Source organism: Rickettsia monacensis (assembly GCF_000499665.2).
Lineage (GTDB): Bacteria > Pseudomonadota > Alphaproteobacteria > Rickettsiales > Rickettsiaceae > Rickettsia > Rickettsia tamurae.
In genome coordinates, this window is sequence record NZ_LN794217.1 from 834938 (window position 1) to 858857 (window position 23920).

Genomic DNA, 23920 nt, shown 5'->3' on the forward strand with positions numbered 1-23920 from the left:
GATACCGTGATCAAGTCGCAGTATGACAACGGAAAAACCTATCCATGATCCATGTAACAAATAATCGAACTAGATGACATTGAACCAGCTTTCTTGAAATAAAGTAAAAACAATCTAGAATTTTTAAAAAGGTATTTATGCAGCATATTATAGGTAAAATATTGGTTATATTTGTAGTTGTGATAGGAGTTTTATTTGTTTTCAAAACAATGAAAACTTATTCTACAAATCCGGTTTCCGTTGAGGTTAAACAAAGCGAGGATGCAAGAAAATGTGAAGAGGAAAGAGTCCAAGAAATAATCAAAGATTATTTGCTTAAAACTCCGGAAATAATAATAGAATCAATAGAAGGGTTGCAAAAACGTAAAGTACAGGAAAATGAGACTAAAGTTAATAATTATCTAAAAGATAATAAGTTAGGTATTGAGGATAGCACAAGCTTTCCTGTTATAGGAAATAAAGACGGTGATGTAACAATAATTGCTTTTTATGATTATAATTGTTCTTATTGTAAAAAAGGTGATGTTTCTATAAATGAATTATTGCAAAATGATCCAAAAGTTAAAGTTATATTACGATCGCTTCCTATCCTTGGAGATGCTTCCGAATATCTTGCAAGAATAGTTTTAGCCGTTTATAAGGTCAATCCAAGTAAATTTAAAGCTGTTCATGATGAATTAATAAAAATAAGAGATGTTTCTAAGGAATCTATAAAAGAATTATTAACCGAGAATGGCTTAAATGCTACGGAAATTGAAGAAATTGCCGATAGCAATGAGATTAAAGATTTAATTACTCAAAATATGAAAATAGCTAGAAGCCTTAGAATCCAAGGAGTACCTGCGTATATAATTGATTCAAAATTAATACCTGGGTTAATAGATTTCCCACAATTACTAAATATAGTTAAAGAAATTAGGGATAATAAGAGTTCTTAAGAATTGTTGCGTAGATCGGTTTTTCTGTCATTGCGAGGACAAACTGTAAGTTTTAACGTAACCCCGATTATGGATAAGAAATACATGGTTTATTAGGTTTAAGTTGGTAAGCAATAAGAGCAGAGAATAGAGAAGTAAAGAAATTAATAGGTGATCGATGTCTGGAAGGAGTAATATTAAAATTCTCTTTTATGTAGCCAAAAATGGTTTCGATAATGAATCTCTTCCTTAAAAGGATTTTATCCAAAAGAGGTAATAAATAGTTTTTCATATCCTTTCTTATTCCGGTAATTTTTATTAAACCTTGCTTATAAAGTTTTGTAAACATTTTTTCTGAAATAAACTCCTTATCATCATAACACTTACCTTTTAGACCTTTTTTGATAACCATTGCTTCAAATGCAATTCTGTCATCAACATTACCTTTGGTAATTTTAACAGCAATAATTTCTCCCTTATCATTGATTATCATATGAAGCTTGAATCCAAAAAACCAATCGACAGAACTACGTCCCATTTTTGCAAGATTATTAAAAGTTCTGTTAGAATTAATTCTGATATTTTTACATACTGCAAAATGTGTGGAATCTGCATAATAAATTCCCGTTCTTTTCCCACTTAAGTAATGTAACATCACAATCAATGGCAGAAATAATGAAGGAATAAGCTGAACAAATCTCTCATAACAAGGTGGATTCCTGAACAAATTACCATTAATAATAAAGTTTTGGTAATAAGCTTTTAAATGTTTATATGCACTAAAATGGTAAAAATCATTATTGAGAGTTCTTCACTTAAGGAAAGCTTACCTTCTCTAAATCTTTGCTTATTACTTTTCAGCAATTGATGTTTTACCCATTTCTCATAAATTTTACAAAATTTATCTACTATACAAAATATTGTAGTATATTTACACATGTTATTAAACATTCTGTAAATCAGAATTTCTATTATTTTTTCTAGATTGCCACGCTCCTTGCAGTCGCTCGCAAGGCATTGTTGCGTGGACCGGTAAGACCCACTGTGTCACCCCGTGGCTTGACCACGGGGGCCATAAAAACAATAAAAAATACTAATTAATATTAGTATTTTTAACTAGATGCCGTGGTCAAGCCACGCCCAGGATACAGAGGTGAAATTGATCCACGCAACAATGCCTTACGAGGAGCGAAGCGACGTGGCAATCTTGTCAAGCATCCTGAGATTGCTTCGTCATTACTTACGTACTTTCCTCGCAATGACGAATTTAGCCTTTATTCAATAAATTCCAGCATAGTTTTACCGATATCGGCAGGAGATCTAGTAATAGTTACGCCGGCACTTTGTAGAGCTTCAAGCTTATCTTCGGCACTTCCTTTTCCTCCGGCAATAATAGCTCCGGCATGTCCCATTCTTTTACCTGGAGGTGCTGTAATACCTGCAATAAAGCTAACAATAGGCTTCTTGATTTTTGATTGTTTGATAAACTCAGCTGCATCTTCTTCCGCATTACCGCCAATTTCACCAATCATAATAATTGCTTTTGTCTCATCATCTTTCAAAAACATTTCAATACAATCAACAAAATTAGTATCGTTAACAGGATCGCCGCCTATACCGACACACGTAGATTGTCCAAGTCCTACTGTTGTTGTCTGTGCTACTGCTTCATAAGTTAGAGTACCTGATCTTGAAACAATACCTATCGTCCCCCTTTTATGAATATGCCCAGGCATAATACCGATTTTACATTCACCCGGTGTGATAACCCCAGGGCAGTTAGGACCGATTAATCTAGTTTTAGAGCCGACTAAAGCACGTTTTACTTTTACCATATCAAGTACCGGAATTCCTTCCGTTATACATACTACTACTTCAATTTCGGCATCGATTGCTTCTAATATCGAATCAGCGGCAAAGTCGGGCGGAACATATATAACGCTCGCATTTGCACCGGTTTTTGCTTTTGCTTCATGTACGGTATTATATACAGGTAAATCAAGGTGAGTATGACCGCCTTTGCCAGGTGTAACACCACCAACCATGTTAGTGCCATAAGCTATAGCTTGTTCAGAGTGAAAAGTTCCTTGTGAACCAGTAAAACCCTGACAGATAACTTTTGTTTTTTTATTTATTAATATTGCCATTTTTAATACGCTATTTTAAAAATTTGTTGTATTTAATACTGCTTGTATTTCAAGAATTGAATTTTATTTTGATAAGCGAGTGAGCGGAGCGTACATATATATAGTACGTGAGCATCACGAGTCCTTGATAAAATGAAATTCAATTCTTGAAATACAAGCAGTATTACCTTATCGCTTCAACTATCTTGCTTGCAGCATCTGCTAAATCATGTGCCGGTATTATTTCTAAACCGGAATTTGATAAAATTTCTTTGCCTTTTTCAACGTTTGTACCGGCTAAACGAACCACTAACGGTACTTTTATGCCTATTTCTTTTGCAGCTGCAATAATTCCTTCGGCTATAATATCACAACGCATGATACCGCCGAAAATATTAACTAAAATCCCTTGTACTTCTTTATCGGATAGAATTATTTTTAAAGCTTCTTTTACACGCTCACGATCGGCCCCGCCACCGACATCCAAGAAATTAGCAGGCGAAGCACCGTAAAGTTTAATAATATCCATAGTAGCCATGGCAAGACCGGCCCCGTTAACCATACAGCCGATATTACCGTCCATTTTTACATAGCTAAGTCCTGCATTTGCTGCTCTAGTTTCTAAAGGATCTTCCTCATCGTGATCACGCATTGCCGTAATATTCGGATGCTTAAATAAGCCATTATCGTCAAAAGTAATTTTTGCATCTAAAGCTAATAAGTTCCCGTCGCTATTTACAATTAACGGGTTGATTTCAATTTGTGCTGCATCGGTTTCAATAAAAGCATTATAGACTGATTTTACTATTTCTTTCATCTGTTTGACTTGGTTATCCTTAAAGCCTAACTCATAAGCTATGCCTCGCATATGAAAATCTTGTAAACCGGTTGCAGGATCAACGGAAAATTTAATAATTTTTTCCGGAGTTTTTTCTGCTACTTCTTCAATATCAACTCCTCCTTCAGTAGAAGCTATGAAAGTAATACAGCTAGCCGATCTATCAAATACTATACTGAAATAATATTCTTTTAAAATATCACAACCTGATTCGATATAAAGACGGTTTACTTTTTGTCCTTGAGGCCCTGTTTGATGCGTTACTAAATTAATACCAAACATGTCATGAGCAACTTTTTTGGCTTCTTCTTTACTCTTAACAACCTTAACACCGCCTGCTTTACCTCTACCGCCGGCATGTATTTGTGCTTTAACCACATATACTTCCGTATTTAATTTATCTATGGTTTCATTAATCCTTTCGGTTTTCGTAACAACTAGCCCGGTGGAAGTAGGTACGCCGTATTTTCTTAAAATCTCTTTTGCTTGATATTCATGAATATTCATTTTAAATAATTTATTTAAATAATAAAAGCACAGTATAATAACTAATCTTTAAGCTGTAAAGAAGAGAGTTCTTTGTTATTTAATGTCATACTGTGGCTTGACCACGGTATCTTGTATCACAGGCTGTATCCTGAGACCCCGTGGTTAAGCCACGGGGTGACATTGTGCTACTCATTCAACATCCTCTTAAGTACGTTATCTTTACTAATAAAGTGATGATTATAACGCAGCTAGTATATGCAAAATAATTAAAGCAGTAAATAACAAAGCAGCCTTTTTATGGATTTTTTTAAGATTTTGGCAAATTGTAAATCTTGAGCAAAAGAATTTATAGTAAACAAACCATAAAAATCAATATGATGGTTTGATAAAATAGTCATTAGAAAGCCACTTATCAGCATTAATAACATTAATTTATATTAATATTAGCGATTTTTTTCTGCCAATTCGGCATATTTTCCGGTAGCAAAACTTAGCTTATAGAATTTCCATAAAAGCCTATTATTACTAAAGATAAAACAACTATGCCGGTTGCTTCATGTATCCCGTATAGTTGCTATTTTAAAGGAGGCTCTACGAAATTATCCATTGAGAAACCGACAACGAGCATTACTATAACTATAATACTCATTCATGATCCAGTGAAAAAGTGTTGCAATTAAGCCGTAAGAATTTTCAGTGTTTGTAAGTAGCATGATACCCCCAAAATTGGTTGCATTGTCATACCGTGGCTTGTCCACGGTATCTAGAAAACAACTTGTGAACATGTTAGTATTTTTACTAGATCCCCGTGGTCAAGCCACGGTATGACACCGAACGCGTTTTTTGATCCACGTACAACAATCCCCGCTCGCAATGACGTAGTATATCAATTCCCAACCACCTTATCTATAATCTTTTCTGCCTCTTCACCGGTAATTTTTTCTTTATCATTCAGGATGAGATTAGCATTCTTTAAGTCATCTCCTATATGCTCTGCTCTTCCTTTTAAAATCTTGGCTAAAAATTGTTCGGCAAGAGCGTAATATGAGATTCTGTTACCTGGTTTTGCAAAGCCGTGTCCTTCATCTTTGTAAAGTGCATAAACTACCGGTATATGTTTTGCTTTCATGCTATTTACAATTTGATCGGATTCTGTTTGTTTTACACGAGGATCGTTAGCTCCTTGAGCAATAAAAAGTGGTTTTTTAATATTATCAACAAATGTTAAAGGAGAGCGTTCGTTTAAAAATTCTATATCTTTTTCGTTGTTCCAAGGTCCAATTCTTTTTTTAAATTCATTTAAAGCCGGTTCCCAATAAGGCGGCACACTTTTAATTAAGGTTAATAAATTTGAAGGTCCTACCACATCAACACCGCAAGCAAATACGTCCGGCGTCATAGTAAGACCGACTAAAGTTGCATAACCACCGTAACTACCGCCCATAATACAAATTTTATCAGGGTCAGTGATATTATTCTTAACTGCCCAGTTGACTCCATCAAGTAAATCATAATGCATCTTTCTTCCCCATTCGAGGTTACTAGCATTAACAAAATCCTTACCAAAGCCTTTAGAACCACGGTAATTAACAGTTAAAACTGCGTAGCCACGGTTTGCAAGCCATTGATGTTCAGGATCATATCCCCAACTATCACGTACCCACGGACCACCATGAATATTTAAGATTAGAGGTACTTTTCTATCGGGTATATTATTTTCATCAAGCTTTACATCATTTGGGAAAGTTATATAGCTAACTAAATTAAGTCCGTCACGTGACTTGATAATTACCGGAATCATCTTAGCAAGATTATATTGCTCAAGTTCTTTACGGTTAGTAAATAAAAATTCGGCTTTTTTATTTGCCCTATCATATTTATAATATTTCACCGGTGCATTATCACTATCATAAGATACAATCCAAGTTTTATCATCTAGTGTTCTGCTATTAATAATTAAATCCCCACGATCAAGAGCTTGCAAATATTTAACATCATCTTCAATGTCTGTATCTAATATTTTGTATGATACTCTATCATAATCTATAGATACCGCTTGAGGAGCTTGTTTGGTAGGATGCACGGTAAATAAGCCTATATCGGCTTTTGCATCTTCGGCTAATATTTCTTCTTTACCGTTTATAAGTGTTATAGCTTTAAGTGCAGAAGTATTGCGATTGCGTCCATCAACCATATAAAGAATTTCATCACTAGCATCAAAGCCTAAAATAGAAGTATTCGCTGAATCTTCCATTGATATTTTAGTAAATAATTTCCACTTATCATTTTTTAGTTCATAGTATTCCGTACCTCCGTCTTTATCAGGTGCAGCAGCGTATCTTATTTGTAAATTATTATCTATGATAAAACTTGTAAATTTCTCATTTTTTAATACTAGCTCTTTTTCTAAAGTATCTAGATTTAATTTATAAACATCAAAATATTTAGGATCACGCTCATTTAAATCTATTAATATTTCATTAGAGCTTTTATAACTTATCGCAACTATACCAGCTCTAACATCACGCTCAGGAGTGAGTAACTTTGTTTCTTTAGTCTCTATGTTATAGCTATAAAGCCTAAAATTTTCATCACCCTTATGATCTTGAGAATATATAATATTCTTATTATTATAAGCTATCATATAGCCTCTTATTCCCCGATCTTTATCATGAGTTATAGATTCTGCTTTACTAATATCGTCTGATGGTGCTAGCCAAATATTCAAGACGCCGTCTTTGGGTGCAACATATAGAATATATTTGCCGTCGTGGGTTAGAGAAACCCTTGCTTTATCAGGGTTACCGAATAAAACTTTTCTTGGGATTATTTGATTGTTATCCATTATCGTTTGCTTTTGAAACATAAAAATACCGACACTTATTATTAATATAGTAGCTATAATATAGAAAATTTTGCTCATTACTAATGGTTTGTTATGTTATTTATAAGTGTCATGCCGTGGATCTAGAGTTGTCATTGCGAGCAGGCATTGTTGCGTGTATCAATTCCACCGCTGTCATCCTGCGACTTGATCGCGGGATCCAGTTTAAAATACTAAATATTTTTTATTGTTTTTTGGATACCGTGGTCAAGCCACGGTATGACACCGAATGCGTTTTTCGATTCACGCAACAATGCCTTGCGAGCAGCCGTAGGCTGCGTGGCAATCTCGTCAAATATCCTGAGATTACTTCGTAATTTCCTCGCAATGACTACTTGGTGTTCACGCAAGTAGCATCTCCTCGTAATGACCTAGAATTTTATTTACACTCTCTCAATATTGCTTAAAAACCAATCAACTTCTTTGGCATTAGCATTACGTGTAAATGTCCATTCTTCTTTTAAATCTTCGATTTTGTCAACTACATTTTTACCTTGAAATAGTAATTTAATAAATATGTTATTACCGAACATGTAAATTTCTGAATATTTTGCACTTAAAGCCGATGAGTCAAAAAAATCACCGTAAGACGGCGTTATTTTTTCAAATTCTTCCAAGTATCTTTTATCTATTAGCTCAGATAATTCTTGAGTGTCTTTTTTATAAGCAGCTTCTATAATCATTTGAAAAGCAGTTTTAGCATTATTTATAAATTTAACCGGATCAAAGGAATAAAGGCGTTTATGGACTTGTTCCATTCCATCTACGACCGCAGTTATATTGTGTTCCACTATTATATCTTTAAAAGCTTTAATATCTTGGGCTGTTGGAATATTTTTTTCTTCTTTATTAGATTTAACTGTACTGTAAGTTACGTCCTTAATAACCGGTTCGCCAAAATAAGATTTTTGCTTTGTCTGTTCCTCTTCTGAAGTAGAACCGAGAGTCGTAATTAATTTGTTAATAATAAAAAAGGCAATAACGGCAAAAATTAATAACTCTATTATTTGAGGAGACATTTTCTATTTATTTTTATTATAAAGATTTATTCTTATATCTTAATATAAAAAAATAATCTTTTAAAGTTATTTAATAAAAATAAGGATTTATTTTTATTTTAGTTATACTTAAAGTTTAAAAAACAGCTAAAATATCTTGATTATTTCAATTATTATGATATTATCATTTTGTAAATGATGTTTAAACTCCATCATTGCAAAATATTTATAGCCTTTAGTCCATTTATGCTAGGGGGTTGTTGTACTAAAGCTTAATTTTTAAGCGTTTTTAGTATAACGGATAATTATTGTTTTTAATGATTGAGTTTATCCCCTGCACCTATATATTTTTTAGTAACTCTTCCACTTTTATAGCATTATCAAATCCGTAATCGTAATGAAATCTTATATCAGGCGAGAATTTCATATTTATTTTATTAGTAATAAAATTTCTGATAGCATTTTTAGAATTATTTAATGCATCCATAATTTTATCTATTGTTAGTTTAGTATTAAAAGGCAAGAAATAACAATTAGCTATTTTTAGGTCGGCAGTAACTATAACTTTCGTAATAGTAAGAGGACAATCAAAAAGTCTGCTATCCAGCATTTTACCACGCCTTAGAATTTCGATTAATGCTTCATTTATAATGCTTGCTAATTTTTGTTGTCTATAAGAATGAGTTTTGGTTAATTTTTTCATGAGTTAAAATATATACAATTCTAGAGCATAATAGCATGCTTTTGCCAAACAACCAATACCTAAAAATTTTAGAAATTTTGTTTTAAAAAAACCGGAAAATAATGAAATAAAGCATCCCCAAAAAGGAAAGGCTATTAAGAAAATTATAAATATCTCATATTTATAATATAATTTTGTTAAATTTTTATGTCTTAAGATATTTTGTTCATTTTTGGAAGCATAAAAGATATTTAAAACTATGCTTCCAAAAATATAATTGACTGCATTACCGCTAAGAGAAGCACAAATAGCTACTAGCAGCATTATTAAACTATTATAGCCCCCAAACATTTTCATAGAATGAAATATTAATTCATTCTGAAAACCGATAACAAGATTTGAGACAAAACTATCAACAAATAGTAAACTATATGCTTCAAATTGATTCATAAATGTAATATATTGAATTTTAATTAGGGGCATTAATCGTCATTGCGAGCGACTATAAGGAGCGTGGCAATCTCATGAAGTAATATAAAATTCCTGAGATTGTCATGTCGATGCTACGCATCTCCTCGCAATGACGATTTCGGCAACCCTTACTAATCTAACACCAAAATAAAGTAACCGGCAATGAAAAAGCAAATTATTTATCCTGATTTTATAGCACGAATTTTTTCTACGGCACTTGATTTATCATTATTTGCCTTTATAGCAATCCCAATATCACAATTTTGTTCTTTTAATTTATTATGGTTGTTCTTTAATGATTATTTCCTTAGCAATAACATTAATCTTCATAATCCCAATGAAATGTTTAACTCTGTTATGAGTCAGGAATTTTATGAATATCTTAAAGCAGGAAATTTTAATAAATATATTTTGTTTAATATTTCAATTTTTGCTACTAATATATTAGTAATAGGCTCATATTTCATAACACTTTGGTATTATAAAGGTGCAACGCTTAGTAAAATGTTTTTACGTATGAAAATCGTAGATGCCGTAACATTAAATCGTCCGACTTTAAAGCAGTTAATTAAAAGATTTTTAGGATATATGACTTTTCCTATAGGTATTTTTTTCATACTTTTTTCTTCTAAAAAACAAGCATTACATGATAAAATAGCCGGAACCGTCGTTATTAAGTCTTAAATATACTCCTAAGTAATAGACGAAGTTTAATTTGGAAAAGAGCAAGGAGTTTATAAGGCGAGGAGCGGAGCGTATACTTAATACGTGGCTACCTGCGAACTTATTAGACGAAGTAGCCAATTTTTCAAATTAAACGAGTATTATTTATGAATGAAACAAATGATAATGATATAGATCAGCTAATGTATCTTTTTTCAAAATTACCCGGTCTTGGTAGTAGGTCGGCAAGACGTATAGTATTATACTTACTACAAGATAAAGATATAAGGTTAAAAAGCCTGATTAATAATCTTGTAGAGATAGATAAGAAAATAGTAAAATGCAAGATTTGCGGTAATATGGATACGGAAAATATTTGCCATATTTGTTCTTCTGAATATAGAGATAAATCAATTATTGCTATTGTCGAAACTGTGGCTGAATTATGGGCAATGGAGCGTAGCGGTAATTTTAAAGGTTTATATCATGTACTCGGTCATAATTTATCGGCAGCTAGTAGACAAAACCCTAGCATACTTCGGTTACCTGAACTACTTAAAAGATGTTTTGCAGAAAATATTAAAGAAGTTATTATTGCTACTAATTCTACTTTAGAAGGTCAGACTACTGCTTATTTTATTACAGAATATTTAAAAGAGCATCCTGCTAAAATTTCTCGCCTTGCTAGTGGTATACCTATCGGAGGTGAACTTGATTATTTAGACGAAGGTACTTTATCTGCCGCTATTAACCTACGCCAACCTTTTGAGTAAAATATTAATAAAAATTGACAATTTTATTAAAAAATGTTTAATCTGAAGCTTCTATATCACAAAAGAGGTTTTATGCAGAATTTTAAAATTAATTCAAAATCGGTTGCTAATATGGTAGCACAGATTAGAGTAAAACAATTAGCTATTAGAGATTCACAAAATAAAATTCAAAAAATTATAGTTGAAGAAAGAGGAAAGAAGTTTAATAAAAGCAACGAAGAGTTAGTGCAAGAAATATAGGACAATATACAGCAATATTTAGAAACTAGTAAAGCAATAAATAATTACTTAAAAGATCAAAGTATAGATGATGTAGAATATCCTATAAAATACAATAAAACTGATATACAGCTCAAAATGGTTTATGAATATGTGAAACAACAAAAAGGTAATTTAATAGACCAAATAATAAAAAAGAAATTTTATCATGGTCTATCAAATGGCATATCTCCTAATGAATTACCTGTTTTACAATCGGATAGTAGGATCTCGTATTGGGGTAATGAAAATTCTTCTGTTAGTTCAGTATTATTAAAGAGTATTGCTAAAATACTTAAAGCTGAAACACCTACTATGATAGGTGCTGCTACATTTTATCTATTTTATAATCCTAAATATAAATTACCAAAACATTATCCTTTTGCTAATGAAGAAGGAATATTACTTTTTGGAGATTACCAATTTGGCGGTCATAACTACTTTGAAAATTGGTCAGTATTCGCTCCAGAGGATTGCTCAAGTTCAGTAGGTAAAGTGACTTATGTAAAGGCTGAACAAATAAAAGATATATCAACTCAAAAAATGAAAGAAGACTGGAGTCAATATGGTTATGAGTTAGTTGTCGAATTAGATGGTAGTATAAATGATAGTAAATTAGAATTAGTAAAGCCAGGAATATTTGCCTTTATAAAGATAAGCCTCATGTATGAATAATTGCAAATATCTTAGAAAAAAGTATAACCACATTACAATTTGCTAGAGATATAGATAGAGAAAGAGAAAAAATATTGGGTGGTGGAATTTATTATGATAATTTGAGTGATGATAAATATGCTGCTTATATTTTACGAAATTTAGAACCATTAAGTGAGTCTATATCCTTAAGTAATCTTTTAAATAAGATAGATGCAAAATATGTAGAGCTATAGTAAACTGAGATGTATAATACAAGTCTACTTTTTTAAAAAAATTTTAAGTAAAATTAATATTTTATTAATACAATATTTAAAAATTGTTAATTTCTGACCTCTATATAATTCTAAAGAGGGGTCTTGTATTTAAGGAATATTGCGAGTTTCGAGCGGTAACCATAAAATATGGTTATTTTTAGAAAAGTTAATAGAAGACTTTTTTGATTTCATATATAATGCCTAGTTACATTATACATTAATTTAATTCTTAGTCAAAAAATTATTAATATTTTTTAATAATTACTCACCGAATTGCTCTTTAATAATTCTATCTTCCAGCGTATGGTTTTTATTAAAGAGCAGTTTGATAGGCTTATCCTTAGTAGATTTAACGGTAACATTTGTGATATTATTAAACTCCTGAAAGTCGGCAGTAGCATTTACCGGTCGTTTATTTGTATTAAGTATTTCAAATTTAATCGTAGCAGATGAAAGCAGTAAAGCGCCGTGCCATCTACGCGGTCTAAACGAGCAGATAGGGGTTAGGCATAACATGTTTGACTCAAGCGGTAAAATAGGACCGCCGGCAGATAAATTATAAGCACTACTTCCGGCAGGTGTTGCAACTAAAGCTCCGTCTGCTACTAATTCGCTCATTCTCTCTATCCCGTTTACGTCTATTCTAAATTTAGCAGCTTGATTAGTTTTACGAAATATCGATACTTCGTTAATAGCAAGTGCCGTATATATTTGACCGCTCGTATCTTCGACTTCCATAAGAAGAGGATTTAGGATAGAAACCGTACTTTCATGTATATTTTGTAATAAATTCTTGGTATCTAAAGGATTCATTAAAAAGCCAAGGTTCCCTAAATTAACTCCATAAAAAGGGATATTAAGATGCATATAGCGGTGAATATTATGTAGTAATTCTCCATCGCCGCCTATTACGATAATTGCTTCTGCTTCCTCTATTTTACAATAATTATAGAGTTTTCTTATTTCCTCTATAATAGCTAGATGTTTGGAATTTTGGTTATAAATCAATGCTATTTTATTTATATTCATTATATGAATTTCTTTTTTAATATATAGACGCTTAGCTAATAATAAGTTATAAGAATATAAGTAATAAAATAAATATTAAGTTAAATTATGTCATCATTCAACATCAAAAATCATAAAAATGATCTGCTATTTGTACCGCTAGGAGGATCTAATGAAATAGGTATGAATCTTAATCTTTACCATTATAAAGGTAAATGGTTAATGATTGATTGCGGTAGCGGTTTTGCTGATGATTATTTACCCGGTGTTGATATGATAATTGCCGATAGCAGCTTTATCGAGAAATATAAAAAAGATATAGTAGGTCTGATTTTAACTCATGCTCACGAGGATCATTTAGGCGGGGTACAATATTTATGGAATAGTCTTAAATGTCCTATTTATACTACTACTTTCACGGCAAATTTTTTAAAGATTCGTTTAAATGAATATGATTTTGCTAAAAATATAAAAATTCATGAAGTAAAACCCGGTAGTAAAATAAATCTAGATCCTTTTTCCTTAGAGATGGTGCCGCTGACTCACTCGGCTCCTGAAATGCAAGCAATTATGATCCGTACGGATGCAGGTAATATTTTACACACGGGAGATTGGAAATTTGATAATGACCCGGTACTTGGGAAAAAAGCCGATGAGGAGCTTTTAGAATCTTACGGAGATGAAGGGGTTCTTGCACTTGTTTGTGATTCAACTAACGTGTTTAATAAAGGAAGCTCGGGTTCTGAGGGGGATGTTAGAAAAAGTTTAGTAGATATTATAGCCGGCTGTCCTCAAATGGTAGTAGTTTCAACCTTTGCCTCTAATTTAGCACGGCTTGATACAATAATTCATGCAGCAGGGCTTGCTGGTAGAAAAGTAGTTTTAACCGGTAGAAGTTTGCATCGTATGATGCTTGCTGCTCAGGAAAGCGGCTATTTTAAAGATATTGCTCCTCTAATTAGTGAACGTGATGTTAGCAGATTTAGAAGAGAAGAATTATTAGTAATTGCTACCGGTTGTCAAGGTGAGCCTATGGCTGCCACCGCAAAACTGGCTAGTAATTCTCACCCGTCTATAAAGCTTGCTCCTAAGGATACAATGATTTTTTCTTCAAAAATTATTCCGGGTAATGAAAAGAAAATATTCAGGCTATTTAATATATTTGTTAAAGCCAGTGTAGAAGTTATTACCGAGCGAGACCATTTTGTGCATGTTTCAGGACATCCATCGATTGACGAGCTGCAAAAAATGTATTCTATAATTAGACCGAATATTTGTATACCTGTTCACGGCGAGCCGGTACATATTCATGAACATGTTAAGCTTGCTAAGAAAAACGGCATAAAACAGGCAGTAGAGGTTGAAAACGGTAGTGTAGTACTGCTTGAACCTAATAATGCAAAAGTAATTTCAAAGGTTGAAAACGGTTATTTAGCTGTAGACGGTAATTATTTACTGCCCGTTGAATCCCCGATTTTCAAAGCTAGAAGACATATGCGTGAGTCGGGTATCGTGGTAGCATCAGTAGTAATTAATAAAAAAGGGCTGCTTGCTGCAAACCCAATGCTGTCTATGCCTGGGCTGCTTGATCCGAAAGAGGATATGGCATTAGTTAACCTCATTAAAAACGACATTAAAGAACTTGTTACCATTCAAAATAAACAGGCTAAAAAAGCATTGTCGGATGAACAAGTAATCGAGGCAATAAAAGGAACAATCCGTAAAACCTTAAAACAAGAAATTAATAAGTCACCCGTTATAATAGTAAATCTTGAGAAAGCTATGGAGTAGTGTTATTTTTTCTTGACTGTCATCCTGTGGCTTGACCACGGGATCTAGTCTTTTTAATTTTTTTATGGACCCCGTGGTCAAGCCACGGGGTGACACCGAAGAATCTGAGCCAAGCAACGATACCTACAAGCCTGCAAGTGACAAAGAAAAAATAAGCACATGAATAAATTTAAAAATATTGCGGTTTATGGGGGAGGGAGTTTCAGTACTAGCCTTGCTTCTTTAGCAGCACAAAACTGTAATAACGTTACTTTATTTTTACGTGACGAGGAAATAGCAAAAGAAATTTTACATAACAAAACTAACGTAAAATATTTAGGGGATATTAAATTACCTGCTCATTTACAGGCTACTACAAACTTAGATATAATTAAGAATTATGAACTAATTATTATTGCAGTGCCGTCTTACGCTTTTGATTACTCAATAAAATTATTAAAAACTCACGGTATTTCTACAGCTAATACTCTTCTAATTGCAACACAAGGCTTTGCCCGTAATCCTACTGAACTATTTTCTGATAGACTTAAAACTCTATTACCGCATAGCCCTACAGCGTTTTTTGCAGGTCCGAATCTAGCAAGAGAACTTGCTAAAAATTACCGGCTTCAGCAAGTATTGCAAGTTTAGATATAGATATAGCAAATAAAATAGCTTATAACCTAAGTTCAAAAATTTTTACTACTAATGTGACAAGCGATATTGTGACATTACAGGTAGCAGGAGCATTAAAAAATATTTTTGCTATTAAAAGCGGGATTGATTTAGCAAGAGAGCAGGGCGAAAATGCAAGAGCAATGCTTATAGTAGCTGCCTTAAAAGAAATTGCTACTTTATCGAAAGCTTTAAGCTGTATGCAAGAGGAGGGGAATATATTATTAGAGGTGGGAGTAGTAGGTGATTTAGTTCTTACTTGCTATTCTTTAGGATCACGTAATACAAAATTCGGTTATGAGCTTGGAATTAGTAAAGATAAAAAGAAATTTTTACAAGAATATAAAGAGTTAGTAGAGGGAAAAGAAGCATTAAAATTAGTTTTGGATTTGATAAAAAAATATAATTTACGGATGCCTATAATTTCCGAAGTGGCTTCGTGTATGCTCGTTTAATTTGAAAAATTGGCTACGTCGTCCTATAAGTACTGCGGTGCTCACGTATTAAGTCCTTGCTCTTTTCCAAATTAAACTTCGTCTACATATTTTTCATTATATTATCCTTGCATAAGTATTGTTGCATAAACCGTCCTCGCAAGGCATTGTTGCGTGGATCAATTTCACCTCTATCATACCGTGGCTTGACCATGGGATCCAGTTAAAAATACTAAATTATTAGTATTTTTTATTGTTTTTATGGACCCCGTGGTCAAGCCACGGGGTGACACAGTGGGTTTTACCGGTCCACGTAACAATGCCTCCTCGCAATGACGATTGATTGTAGCTACAATAATCTCTTCATCTGTTCCTGCTCTAATTTTTCTTCTTTATCTAGTTTATTTAAAAATTCTTTATAAAAACCGTTTGTTATATATACAAGTTCCATTTCGGGATTTAATTCAGAAGATTCAAGCTTTATCATTTTCTTCTTCTAAACTATATTTATCTTTAAAATAACGGCTTCTATTACATTAAAATCATTACATATCACTAAAGCTTTAGATATAGTTTTTTCATTTGGTTCTATATAATAATTATATCCTTGCCAATAATTAGGTTCTTTATTGATGATTTTGTATTTTTTTGTTAGATCTATATTGGTAGTTTTATTTAATTCAAGACCAAGGGGCATAGGATTAGAATAGGTATTTAAACAAAAAAATATAATGAATAAGGATAATAGATTTTGCATAAATAATATGAAAATATTCTATTAAATTAGATACCTTAAATAACATAAGATTTTTTAAATTTCAATTAAAAATTTATTTTTGTCCGATGAAGTAAAAATCTTTACAAAATTTAGTGAAAAAAATAAAACCTCATATATTATAAGTAATTATATCTAGCTCATTACATGATAATCTTTAGTATAGTTTTTTTTAAAACCGTTTCGGTATTATTAAGTGTAGTAATAGGATTTTTAGCAGGTAAATATTCAAATGTTGAAAGAGATAGTATCTCTTCGTTACTATTCTATTTTATATCGCCTATAGTATTTTTTACGATACCTGCTAGTACAACCTTAACACTTTCGGCATTAAGCGTTACGGTCGTAACATTTGTAATTGCAACACTCTTATCGCTTTTTTCTTATTATTTTTTTGGTAAATTTTGGCAGGATCATACACGTAATATTATAGCTTTATCTGCAGGTACGGCAAACGGCGGATATTTTATGTTGCCTATAGCTGCAGCACTTTTCGATGATTATACATTAAGTATTTACATGATGGCGGTGATAGGAGTTAATATTTATGAATGTTCAGTCGGCTTTTATATTTGTATGCGAAGTTTTGCTAATACCACCGATAGTATATTAAAAGTAGTAAAATTACCGATTTTAAACGCTTTTTTCTTGGGATGTTTATTTAGTTTTTGCGGTTTTACTTTACCGGATTTTTTAGATGATTTTATATATAATATGAAAGGTTCTTTTTCAATACTCGGTATGGTGATGGTGGGTCTTGCTCTTTCGTCTCTACAAAAATTTGAAGTCGATATAAAATTTACTTTTGCTACTTTTGCTGCTAAATTTCTATTCTATCCTTTGGGAGTAGGGTTATTTATCATGTTTGATCATTTTGTAACAAAATGGTATAACAATGATTACTATAATGCCCTAAAACTACTTTCTACGGCACCACTCGCAGCAAATACTATAGTTATAGCGAATTTACAGAAATTTTATCCTGAGAAAGTTGCAGCTACCGTGTTTTTATCTTTGCTTTTTGTAGTTATATATATGCCGACAATGGTCAGTATATTTTTAAGTGACTTAAATTAATAACATGATGACAATGATTTTTTTAAAATTTATTCTAAATTGGTATTAATAGGTTCATATGAAAATTAATTCAATAACAATTGGTCCCTATATTAATTTATTACCTCTTCAATATATACCGAAACATAAAATTTCTTATGTAGAATTCGGTGATCCTAAAAATAAAAATATAATAGTATGTGCTCACGGCTTAACTAGAAATGCTCATGATTTTGATAAAATAGCTAAAGAGTTGAGTAAAAATTATAGAGTAATTTCAATAAATTATCCTGGTCGCAGTGATAGCGAAAATTTTAAAAAAGCTAATCATTATAATTATACTACCTATATTAAGGATACGTTATTCTTTTTTAAAAGACTAAATATTAAAAAACCTATTTGGCTCGGTACTTCAATGGGAGGTATTATAGGCATGGTACTTGCCAGTAAATATAAAAATATTTTTAAAGCCTTAATATTAAATGATATAGGGGCATTTATTGATGCTGCTCCTTTAATTAAAATTGGAGGCTATGCTAAAAAAACGGTACTTTTAGATGATTTGGCTAGTGCAAAAGAACATTTAAAACTTATTTATGCCCAAATAGGTATTAAAGATGAAGAAGATTGGGATTATTTAACAAAATATAGCGTAATTTCTACATTTGGCGGAAAATATAAAATGAATTATGATCCTGCTATAACAAAAGGAATGAAAAATGCTAGTAACCAAGAAGGTGTTAAACTATGGTCCGTATGGAATAAAATAAAATGTAGTAGAATATTAGTAATTCATGGGATGAAATCTCAAATTTTAACAAAATCTACTGTTAAAAAGATGAAAGAAACAAAAACTTTTGATCTTTATGAAATAAAATATGCCGGTCATGCTCCTTCTCTAATGAACCCTGAAGAAATTAACTATGTCAAATCTTGGTTAGAGAAGAAGTCTTAGGTGTCATTTGTTCATTGTCATCCCGCGACTTGATCGCGGGATCCAGTTAAAAATACTAAATTATTAGTATTTTTTATTGTTTTTATGGACCCCGTGGTCAAGCCAACGGGGTGCCAGCGAAAAATTTGGATTCCTGCTTTCGCAGGAATGATATAGGAATCATTTAAATTAATAAATAATAATTATGAAAATTACTACTAAAGTACTAATAATAGGTTCAGGACCTGCGGGCTTAAGTGCCGCTATTTATACGGCTAGAGCCGCTCTAAAACCAATATTAATTAATGGTATGCAGCCAGGCGGGCAGCTTACAATTACCACCGATGTTGAGAATTATCCTGGATTTGCGGAAACGGTGCAAGGACCTTGGCTTATGGAGCAGATGTCTATGCAGGCTAAAAATGTCGGTACAGAAATTGTTAGTGATTACGTAGAAAAGGTAGATTTATCAAAAAGGCTTTTTAAAGTATTTACAGGATCAGGAAATGAGTATGAAGCAGAAAGTATAATCATTTGTACCGGTGCAGAAGCAAAATGGCTTGGTATAGCTTCAGAGCAGGAATTTCGTGGTTTTGGTGTTTCGGCATGTGCTACTTGCGATGGTTTCTTTTTTAAGAATCAAGAAATAGTGGTAGTAGGGGGAGGAAATAGTGCAGTAGAAGAAGCTTTATACTTAACCAATCATGCTAGTAAAGTTACTATAGTGCATAGAAGAGATAGTTTTAGAGCTGAGAAAATATTACAGGATCGATTATTTAAAAACCCTAAAATATCGGTAATTTGGGATCATGTAGTAGATGAGATTGTAGGTAGCGATAAACCAAAATCCGTTACCGGAGTTAAAATTCAAAATGTTCACACCAAAGAGATTAGTTTAGTGAATTGTAGTGGTGTATTTATAGCTATCGGGCATGCACCGAATACGGGGCTATTTACCGGACAAATTGCAATGGATAACGATAATTATATCATCACGAAGTCAGGTACGACTAAAACTAGCGTAGAAGGGGTTTTTGCTGCCGGTGACGTTCAGGATAAAATTTATAGACAAGCAGTAACTGCTGCAGGTAGTGGCTGTATGGCGGCTCTTGAGGCAGAGAAATTTTTGAATAAATAATAAATTTCCTAAAAAAAAAGACATAATCATATAAAAATTTATTAATTTTTTTTGTATTGAAAATTATAGCAATATAATTTTTCTTTCTAATTTTATAAAATAGAGAGGAATTATACCTATCCAGCACTTAACTTCAGTGAAAAAATGGGAAATTTTTTTAAAAGCTATAGGAGCAGAGATAGGAGTTACAAAGGTAACTGATAATAAAGTCATTTTTAAAACAACTTCTAATGACTTAGAACATTTTCGTACATTATTAGCATCCCCTGATGAATTAAAGAAGAATGTGATACATGCTTTATTTAAGGATAATAAGGAGAATATAGTAGAATCTGAACTATATATATAATGCGGATACTTCAGATATAGCAATAGGAGAGTTATTTTATAAGCTAGTAGATGGTGACCTTATAACAGAGTATGGTTTGTCTAAAATTTTAGAAACAATAAGATTAGAAGCTGAATTTAATAAAGAATTATTAACTGCTGAGATTCAACTCTCTTGTGGAAATCCAATAAAACATAAAATGGATGAATCCAAACTTGAGACATTTTGATAACACGAGTACAAGAAGGTGATGTTTTTATTGGAGATAAGGTAGATACCGATAAAGAAATTACATTTCACAATTGGAACAGAGGAGACTGATACAGATATTACCGGTGTGGTAAGAAGTTGTTATGATGAAGTAGCTTAATTATTATATTTCTCTTGCTAGTATTACCGGATAATTTTAAGATAAGTTTGTAATAGTTTTTTCGTCATTGCGAGCGACTTGAAAGGAGCGTGGCAATCTAGAAAAAATTAAAAAAATGCTAAATATTAGCATTTTTAACTGGATTGCTTCGTCAATTACTTCGTAATTTTCCTCGCAATGACGATTTTAGTATCCACCCAATAATGCCATGAGAAATATATGAACTTACTTAAAAACATTACGGGAAAGAATTATATAAACGGTGAATTTATAGAGTTCGGGAAGCAAATATCCGTTATTAATCCTTCGACCTTAAAAGAAATTGCTACAGTTCCGAATTTGGGATTATCTGAGATTAATTCAGCAATTAATAATACGGTGACTAGTTTTTCTTCATGGTCACAAAGTTCATTTGAAGAAAGAATAGCGATTCTTAGAAAATGGTATAATTTAGTAATCGAAAATATTGATGAGCTAAGTCATATATTAACGCTAGAGCAGGGTAAAGTACTTGCCGAATCAAAAAAAGAAATTCTATACGGAGCCTCTTTTATTGATTGGTATACATATGCTATACATAATATTTATTCAACTATCAAATCCGGTAATAGTAAAACTCATAAAATTGTTACGCAATATGAGCCGGTTGGACCTTCTGCGGCTATAACTCCTTGGAATTTTCCAAATGCAATGATTACTCGCAAGGTAGTACCTGCAATAGCTGCGGGTTGCAGCGTTATATTAAAACCGTCAAGCCTTACGCCTTTATCGGCTTTAGTGCTTGCAAAATTGGCAAGCGATGCCGGGTTGCCTGCCGGAGTATTTAACGTAATTACCGGTGATTCGGATATTATAGGTAAGGCTTTTTGTGAAGATTTTAGGCTTCGTAAATTATCATTTACCGGTTCTACAAATGTCGGTAAAATTCTATATCAAAATTCAGCTAATACTATAAAACGTTTATCTTTAGAACTTGGCGGTAATGCTCCTTTCATTATAACTGCAGATAATAGACATCTTTTCAAACCAGCTTATAGAGAGGAATTTAAAGGAGACACGAAACGCAGTACCGCAGCGTACGCTTTGGTACGTGAGGATATGAGTACCGGATCGACGTCTAAATTACCTCTAGAAGCGAAGTTTGAAAAGATGTCTAATGATTTGGAAAAAGTGGCAAGTGATTTAGTAATCGCTAAAACTAGAAATAGCGGGCAGTCTTGTACTTCACCTAATAGGATATTTATAGAAGAATCTATATATGAAAAATTGATAGAAATTCTAAAAGCTAAATTTACTAAGCTTAAAGCCGGGGACGGATTTGATAAGACATCAGATGTAGGTCCATTAATTAATCACGCTGCTATAGAAAAAATACAAAAGCTACTCATTGATGCACAAAATAAAGGAGCTAAATTAATTTGTGGCGGTAAAGCTGTTGATAATTTTATTGAGCCTACTATTATTATTGACTGTTTGGATAATATGGATATCTTTAGAACAGAAATATTTGGCCCGGTAGTTGCTTGTTATAAATTTAAAGATTTGGATGAAGTAATAGAACGTGCCAATAATACAGAATACGGCTTGCAAGGATATGTATATTCAAATAATATATCCGTGGCACAAATGATAGCCGGTAAGCTTGATTTTGGTATGGTATCGATTAACGACTCGTTACCTGCAAATGCAAAAGCACCTTTTGCAGGACGTAAAGCTTCAGGTTTTGGAGTTGAAGGCTCATTTGAAGGGATATTTGAATATCTAAATACGAAATATATAAATTTACAGAATTAAGAATGCCCGCATGGTTCCTTTTATGTCATTCCTGCGAAAGCAGGAATCTAGTAAAGAATATAAAAAATTATTTTATATGCTTATTTTATAAAATATATAATTCTTCGTAGCAGTATTAAGATTATTTTTTCTGGATTCCCGCTTTCGTGGGAATGACATAGAAAATATAATAATCTAAGTAATAAATAGTAAAAATTATGCCGGTTCTTGTAGATAATATTGAAGTACAAATTGAAAAACTTTATGAAGTATTTGATTTAATAGATAATGAAGGAGCTGATCCTTGGTTATGGGCAGTATCTGATTGTCTTGCTGGACTATTAGATCAATATAAAGAATCGTTATCAATTGAATATGTTTATCCTTTGATGCAACTAATTAAAAGGTTTGAAGAGAAAAATACTATAACACCCAAAATGCTTAATAATGCTTTAAGCAATATTAATCTTTGAAGATGGATGTAAATCTGAAGAATCAGAACTAATAGAAGATATAATAGTTTAAATACCCTTGACATGTTAGGAGTACATGCATAGTAATCTTCCAAAAATCTCAATAGTTTTACCGGTTTATAATAGAGAGAAGCTATTACCTTTTGCTATTGAGAGCTGCCTTAATCAAAGTTTTAAAGATTTTGAGCTTATTATTATTGATGATTGCTCAAAAGATAATAGTGTTATAGTAGCTAGGAAATATGCAGAGCAGGATTCACGTATTAAGGTAATAGTAAATGAGACCAATAAAAGATTACCGGCAAGTCTTAATATTGCTTTTAAAGAGGCTAAGGGGGAGTATTTTACTTGGACTTCAGATGATAATCTTTTCCATGAAAATGCTTTAGAAAAAATGGTTAAGACACTTGATAATTCACCTGAGATAGGGCTTGTATATACTGATTATACTTTAATCGATGAGCAAGGTAGTATAGGTGCAAGACTTTATCAAGAACCGCCTGAGTTTTTACCGATTAGAGATTGCGTCGGTGCATGTTTCTTATATAGAGTTGATTTAGCAAGGCAGGTAGGTGGATATAATGAAAATATACAGTTAGTGGATGATTATGAATATTGGCTTCGTTTTGGACTTGTTACGAAATTTGCTCATATACCGGAATCTTTATATTTCTACCGAGTACATGATCAAAGCTTAACAATAGAGCGTAAAGTAGAAGCAAAACAGGCAAAAAGAGCTTTGAAAGAATTATTTAAAGATAAATATATTATTCCTGCTGAGATTAAACCTATAAATGATTTATATAATTGGTTTATTGAAGATAGAAATTTAATCTCTTATTTTAGGTTATTTAAAATAATTATTTGTAGTCCGATAATTACTATTTCTTATATTATTAAAAATCTGAGAAGAATTAGGTGATATTTTAGAACAGTGTTGGCATTGTTGCATGGATCGAAAAATACGCTCGGTGTTATACCGTGGCTTGACCACGGTATCCAGAAAACAACTTAAAATACTAACAATTTTAGTATTTTAAATCTGGATCCCGCGATCAAGTCGCGGGATGACAGTGGTGGAATTGATCCATGCAACAAGGCCAACAGTGTCACCTAGTTCCTTGATCACGGGGTCTAGTCTTTTTAAATTTTTTTATGGATACCGTGGTCAAGCCA

General features: G+C 32.3%; 25 protein-coding genes and 5 pseudogenes. 16 read left to right on the plus strand and 14 right to left on the minus strand.

Features of this window, described 5'->3' with window-relative positions; all coding sequences use genetic code 11:
* Positions 1-137: 137 nt before the first annotated feature.
* Positions 138-938, plus strand: a complete 801-nt coding sequence (locus RMONA_RS04405; protein ID WP_023507831.1) for a DsbA family protein — start codon at positions 138-140, stop codon at positions 936-938.
* 67 nt (positions 939-1005) lie between these two features.
* On the opposite strand, the gene RMONA_RS04410 is transcribed toward RMONA_RS04405, so the two are convergent.
* The 10 genes and pseudogenes from RMONA_RS04410 to RMONA_RS04440 form a co-directional block, all read right to left on the minus strand.
* Entirely contained in the window at positions 1006-1659 is a 654-nt protein-coding gene (locus tag RMONA_RS04410; RefSeq protein ID WP_339325421.1) for an IS982 family transposase, read from the minus strand.
* Between the two features lie 201 nt (positions 1660-1860).
* The gene (locus tag RMONA_RS09630) at positions 1861-2001 is read right to left on the minus strand and encodes a hypothetical protein (protein ID WP_172643947.1); all 141 of its coding nucleotides are present in this window, start codon (positions 1999-2001) and stop codon (positions 1861-1863) included.
* Positions 2002-2191: 190 nt separating this feature from the next.
* Positions 2192-3064: a succinate--CoA ligase subunit alpha gene (gene sucD, locus RMONA_RS04415; protein WP_046058391.1), complete on the minus strand. Its 873-nt coding sequence runs from the start codon at positions 3062-3064 to the stop codon at positions 2192-2194.
* A 163-nt stretch (positions 3065-3227) separates the two neighbouring features.
* Entirely contained in the window at positions 3228-4388 is a 1161-nt protein-coding gene (sucC, locus tag RMONA_RS04420) for an ADP-forming succinate--CoA ligase subunit beta (RefSeq protein WP_023507835.1), read from the minus strand.
* Between the two features lie 248 nt (positions 4389-4636).
* Positions 4637-4798, minus strand: a complete 162-nt coding sequence (locus RMONA_RS11210; protein WP_339325418.1) for a cytochrome B — start codon at positions 4796-4798, stop codon at positions 4637-4639.
* A pseudogene (locus RMONA_RS11215) lies at positions 4798-5083 on the minus strand (cytochrome b). Before RMONA_RS11215 ends, RMONA_RS11210 begins: the two are co-directional and overlap by 1 nt.
* Before the next feature lie 173 nt (positions 5084-5256).
* On the minus strand, positions 5257-7293 hold the full coding sequence (locus RMONA_RS04425; RefSeq protein WP_023507836.1) for a S9 family peptidase: 2037 nt from the start codon (positions 7291-7293) through the stop codon (positions 5257-5259).
* 344 nt (positions 7294-7637) lie between these two features.
* Positions 7638-8273 (minus strand): Tim44 domain-containing protein, encoded by a 636-nt coding sequence (locus RMONA_RS04430; protein ID WP_023507837.1) that lies wholly within the window; start codon positions 8271-8273, stop codon positions 7638-7640.
* Positions 8274-8592: 319 nt separating this feature from the next.
* A complete protein-coding gene (gene rbfA / locus RMONA_RS04435; RefSeq protein ID WP_023507838.1) occupies positions 8593-8955 on the minus strand; it encodes a 30S ribosome-binding factor RbfA in 363 nt (120 codons plus the stop codon).
* A 3-nt stretch (positions 8956-8958) separates the two neighbouring features.
* Positions 8959-9384, minus strand: coding sequence for a YqaA family protein (locus RMONA_RS04440; RefSeq protein WP_023507839.1), 426 nt, complete (start codon positions 9382-9384; stop codon positions 8959-8961).
* 183 nt (positions 9385-9567) lie between these two features.
* Here RMONA_RS04440 and RMONA_RS04445 point away from each other — a divergent pair, with 183 nt between their 5' ends.
* The 4 genes from RMONA_RS04445 to RMONA_RS07385 all read left to right on the plus strand — a co-directional run bounded on the left by RMONA_RS04445 (position 9568) and on the right by RMONA_RS07385 (position 11774).
* Positions 9568-10089, plus strand: a complete 522-nt coding sequence (locus RMONA_RS04445) for an RDD family protein (protein WP_008579802.1) — start codon at positions 9568-9570, stop codon at positions 10087-10089.
* Positions 10090-10235: 146 nt separating this feature from the next.
* Entirely contained in the window at positions 10236-10841 is a 606-nt protein-coding gene (gene recR / locus RMONA_RS04450; protein WP_023507840.1) for a recombination mediator RecR, read from the plus strand.
* 33 nt (positions 10842-10874) lie between these two features.
* Positions 10875-11081: a hypothetical protein gene (locus tag RMONA_RS07380; RefSeq protein ID WP_052691090.1), complete on the plus strand. Its 207-nt coding sequence runs from the start codon at positions 10875-10877 to the stop codon at positions 11079-11081.
* Between the two features lie 6 nt (positions 11082-11087).
* Positions 11088-11774 (plus strand): RP439 family protein, encoded by a 687-nt coding sequence (locus RMONA_RS07385; protein ID WP_458693429.1) that lies wholly within the window; start codon positions 11088-11090, stop codon positions 11772-11774.
* A 497-nt stretch (positions 11775-12271) separates the two neighbouring features.
* Here RMONA_RS07385 and RMONA_RS04460 read toward each other — a convergent pair whose 3' ends face one another.
* Positions 12272-13039, minus strand: coding sequence for an NAD kinase (locus RMONA_RS04460; RefSeq protein ID WP_023507843.1), 768 nt, complete (start codon positions 13037-13039; stop codon positions 12272-12274).
* An 87-nt stretch (positions 13040-13126) separates the two neighbouring features.
* Here RMONA_RS04460 and RMONA_RS04465 point away from each other — a divergent pair, with 87 nt between their 5' ends.
* Positions 13127-14809 carry a ribonuclease J gene (locus RMONA_RS04465; RefSeq protein WP_023507844.1) on the plus strand — a complete coding sequence of 561 codons (1683 nt, stop codon included), beginning with the start codon at positions 13127-13129 and terminating at the stop codon, positions 14807-14809.
* A gap of 159 nt (positions 14810-14968) precedes the next feature.
* A pseudogene (locus RMONA_RS04470) lies at positions 14969-15918 on the plus strand (NAD(P)H-dependent glycerol-3-phosphate dehydrogenase).
* A 132-nt stretch (positions 15919-16050) separates the two neighbouring features.
* Here RMONA_RS04470 and RMONA_RS11460 read toward each other — a convergent pair.
* From RMONA_RS11460 to RMONA_RS04475, 3 genes and pseudogenes are all read right to left on the minus strand, one after another.
* Positions 16051-16229 (minus strand): annotated as a pseudogene (locus RMONA_RS11460) (tRNA lysidine(34) synthetase TilS); the annotation flags it as partial.
* A 17-nt stretch (positions 16230-16246) separates the two neighbouring features.
* Complete coding sequence (locus RMONA_RS09640; protein ID WP_023507847.1) at positions 16247-16384, minus strand: hypothetical protein; 138 nt, start codon at positions 16382-16384, stop codon at positions 16247-16249.
* A gap of 9 nt (positions 16385-16393) precedes the next feature.
* Positions 16394-16654 (minus strand): hypothetical protein, encoded by a 261-nt coding sequence (locus RMONA_RS04475; protein WP_023507848.1) that lies wholly within the window; start codon positions 16652-16654, stop codon positions 16394-16396.
* A gap of 165 nt (positions 16655-16819) precedes the next feature.
* Between RMONA_RS04475 and RMONA_RS04480 the strand changes: the two genes are divergently transcribed.
* The 9 genes and pseudogenes from RMONA_RS04480 to RMONA_RS11470 all read left to right on the plus strand — a co-directional run.
* The gene (locus RMONA_RS04480) at positions 16820-17749 is read left to right on the plus strand and encodes an AEC family transporter (protein WP_023507849.1); all 930 of its coding nucleotides are present in this window, start codon (positions 16820-16822) and stop codon (positions 17747-17749) included.
* 58 nt (positions 17750-17807) lie between these two features.
* On the plus strand, positions 17808-18683 hold the full coding sequence (locus RMONA_RS04485) for an alpha/beta fold hydrolase (RefSeq protein ID WP_023507850.1): 876 nt from the start codon (positions 17808-17810) through the stop codon (positions 18681-18683).
* Positions 18684-18867: 184 nt separating this feature from the next.
* Positions 18868-19800, plus strand: a complete 933-nt coding sequence (gene trxB / locus RMONA_RS04490) for a thioredoxin-disulfide reductase (protein ID WP_023507851.1) — start codon at positions 18868-18870, stop codon at positions 19798-19800.
* A gap of 136 nt (positions 19801-19936) precedes the next feature.
* On the plus strand, positions 19937-20149 hold the full coding sequence (locus RMONA_RS04495; protein ID WP_023507852.1) for a hypothetical protein: 213 nt from the start codon (positions 19937-19939) through the stop codon (positions 20147-20149).
* Between the two features lie 414 nt (positions 20150-20563).
* Positions 20564-20680: pseudogene (locus tag RMONA_RS11465) on the plus strand (lytic transglycosylase domain-containing protein); the annotation flags it as partial.
* A gap of 37 nt (positions 20681-20717) precedes the next feature.
* A complete protein-coding gene (locus tag RMONA_RS09645; RefSeq protein WP_023507853.1) occupies positions 20718-22292 on the plus strand; it encodes an aldehyde dehydrogenase family protein in 1575 nt (524 codons plus the stop codon).
* A gap of 197 nt (positions 22293-22489) precedes the next feature.
* Positions 22490-22744, plus strand: a complete 255-nt coding sequence (locus RMONA_RS04510; protein WP_023507854.1) for a hypothetical protein — start codon at positions 22490-22492, stop codon at positions 22742-22744.
* A gap of 76 nt (positions 22745-22820) precedes the next feature.
* Positions 22821-23666, plus strand: a complete 846-nt coding sequence (locus tag RMONA_RS04515) for a glycosyltransferase (protein WP_023507855.1) — start codon at positions 22821-22823, stop codon at positions 23664-23666.
* Between the two features lie 24 nt (positions 23667-23690).
* A pseudogene (locus RMONA_RS11470) lies at positions 23691-23847 on the plus strand (MFS transporter); the annotation flags it as partial.
* Positions 23848-23920: the final 73 nt, after the last annotated feature.

What these genes read in the sequence shown, in the direction of transcription:
- trxB (WP_023507851.1), top strand. Translation starts at nt 18,868, where the DNA reads ATGAAAATTACTACTAAAGTACTAATAATAGGTTCAGGACCTGCGGGC.
- RMONA_RS04485 (WP_023507850.1), top strand. Translation starts at nt 17,808, where the DNA reads ATGAAAATTAATTCAATAACAATTGGTCCCTATATTAATTTATTACCT.
- recR (WP_023507840.1), top strand. Translation starts at nt 10,236, where the DNA reads ATGAATGAAACAAATGATAATGATATAGATCAGCTAATGTATCTTTTT.
- RMONA_RS07380 (WP_052691090.1), top strand. Translation starts at nt 10,875, where the DNA reads ATGTTTAATCTGAAGCTTCTATATCACAAAAGAGGTTTTATGCAGAAT.
- RMONA_RS09645 (WP_023507853.1), top strand. Translation starts at nt 20,718, where the DNA reads ATGAACTTACTTAAAAACATTACGGGAAAGAATTATATAAACGGTGAA.
- sucC (WP_023507835.1), bottom strand. Translation starts at nt 4,388, where the DNA reads ATGAATATTCATGAATATCAAGCAAAAGAGATTTTAAGAAAATACGGC.
- RMONA_RS04405 (WP_023507831.1), top strand. Translation starts at nt 138, where the DNA reads ATGCAGCATATTATAGGTAAAATATTGGTTATATTTGTAGTTGTGATA.
- RMONA_RS04480 (WP_023507849.1), top strand. Translation starts at nt 16,820, where the DNA reads ATGATAATCTTTAGTATAGTTTTTTTTAAAACCGTTTCGGTATTATTA.
- RMONA_RS04460 (WP_023507843.1), bottom strand. Translation starts at nt 13,039, where the DNA reads ATGAATATAAATAAAATAGCATTGATTTATAACCAAAATTCCAAACAT.
- RMONA_RS04510 (WP_023507854.1), top strand. Translation starts at nt 22,490, where the DNA reads ATGCCGGTTCTTGTAGATAATATTGAAGTACAAATTGAAAAACTTTAT.
- RMONA_RS04475 (WP_023507848.1), bottom strand. Translation starts at nt 16,654, where the DNA reads ATGCAAAATCTATTATCCTTATTCATTATATTTTTTTGTTTAAATACC.
- RMONA_RS04430 (WP_023507837.1), bottom strand. Translation starts at nt 8,273, where the DNA reads ATGTCTCCTCAAATAATAGAGTTATTAATTTTTGCCGTTATTGCCTTT.
- RMONA_RS11210 (WP_339325418.1), bottom strand. Translation starts at nt 4,798, where the DNA reads ATGTTATTAATGCTGATAAGTGGCTTTCTAATGACTATTTTATCAAAC.
- rbfA (WP_023507838.1), bottom strand. Translation starts at nt 8,955, where the DNA reads ATGAAAAAATTAACCAAAACTCATTCTTATAGACAACAAAAATTAGCA.
- RMONA_RS04465 (WP_023507844.1), top strand. Translation starts at nt 13,127, where the DNA reads ATGTCATCATTCAACATCAAAAATCATAAAAATGATCTGCTATTTGTA.
- RMONA_RS04425 (WP_023507836.1), bottom strand. Translation starts at nt 7,293, where the DNA reads ATGAGCAAAATTTTCTATATTATAGCTACTATATTAATAATAAGTGTC.
- RMONA_RS04515 (WP_023507855.1), top strand. Translation starts at nt 22,821, where the DNA reads ATGCATAGTAATCTTCCAAAAATCTCAATAGTTTTACCGGTTTATAAT.
- RMONA_RS04440 (WP_023507839.1), bottom strand. Translation starts at nt 9,384, where the DNA reads ATGAATCAATTTGAAGCATATAGTTTACTATTTGTTGATAGTTTTGTC.
- RMONA_RS09640 (WP_023507847.1), bottom strand. Translation starts at nt 16,384, where the DNA reads ATGATAAAGCTTGAATCTTCTGAATTAAATCCCGAAATGGAACTTGTA.
- sucD (WP_046058391.1), bottom strand. Translation starts at nt 3,064, where the DNA reads ATGGCAATATTAATAAATAAAAAAACAAAAGTTATCTGTCAGGGTTTT.
- RMONA_RS04445 (WP_008579802.1), top strand. Translation starts at nt 9,568, where the DNA reads ATGAAAAAGCAAATTATTTATCCTGATTTTATAGCACGAATTTTTTCT.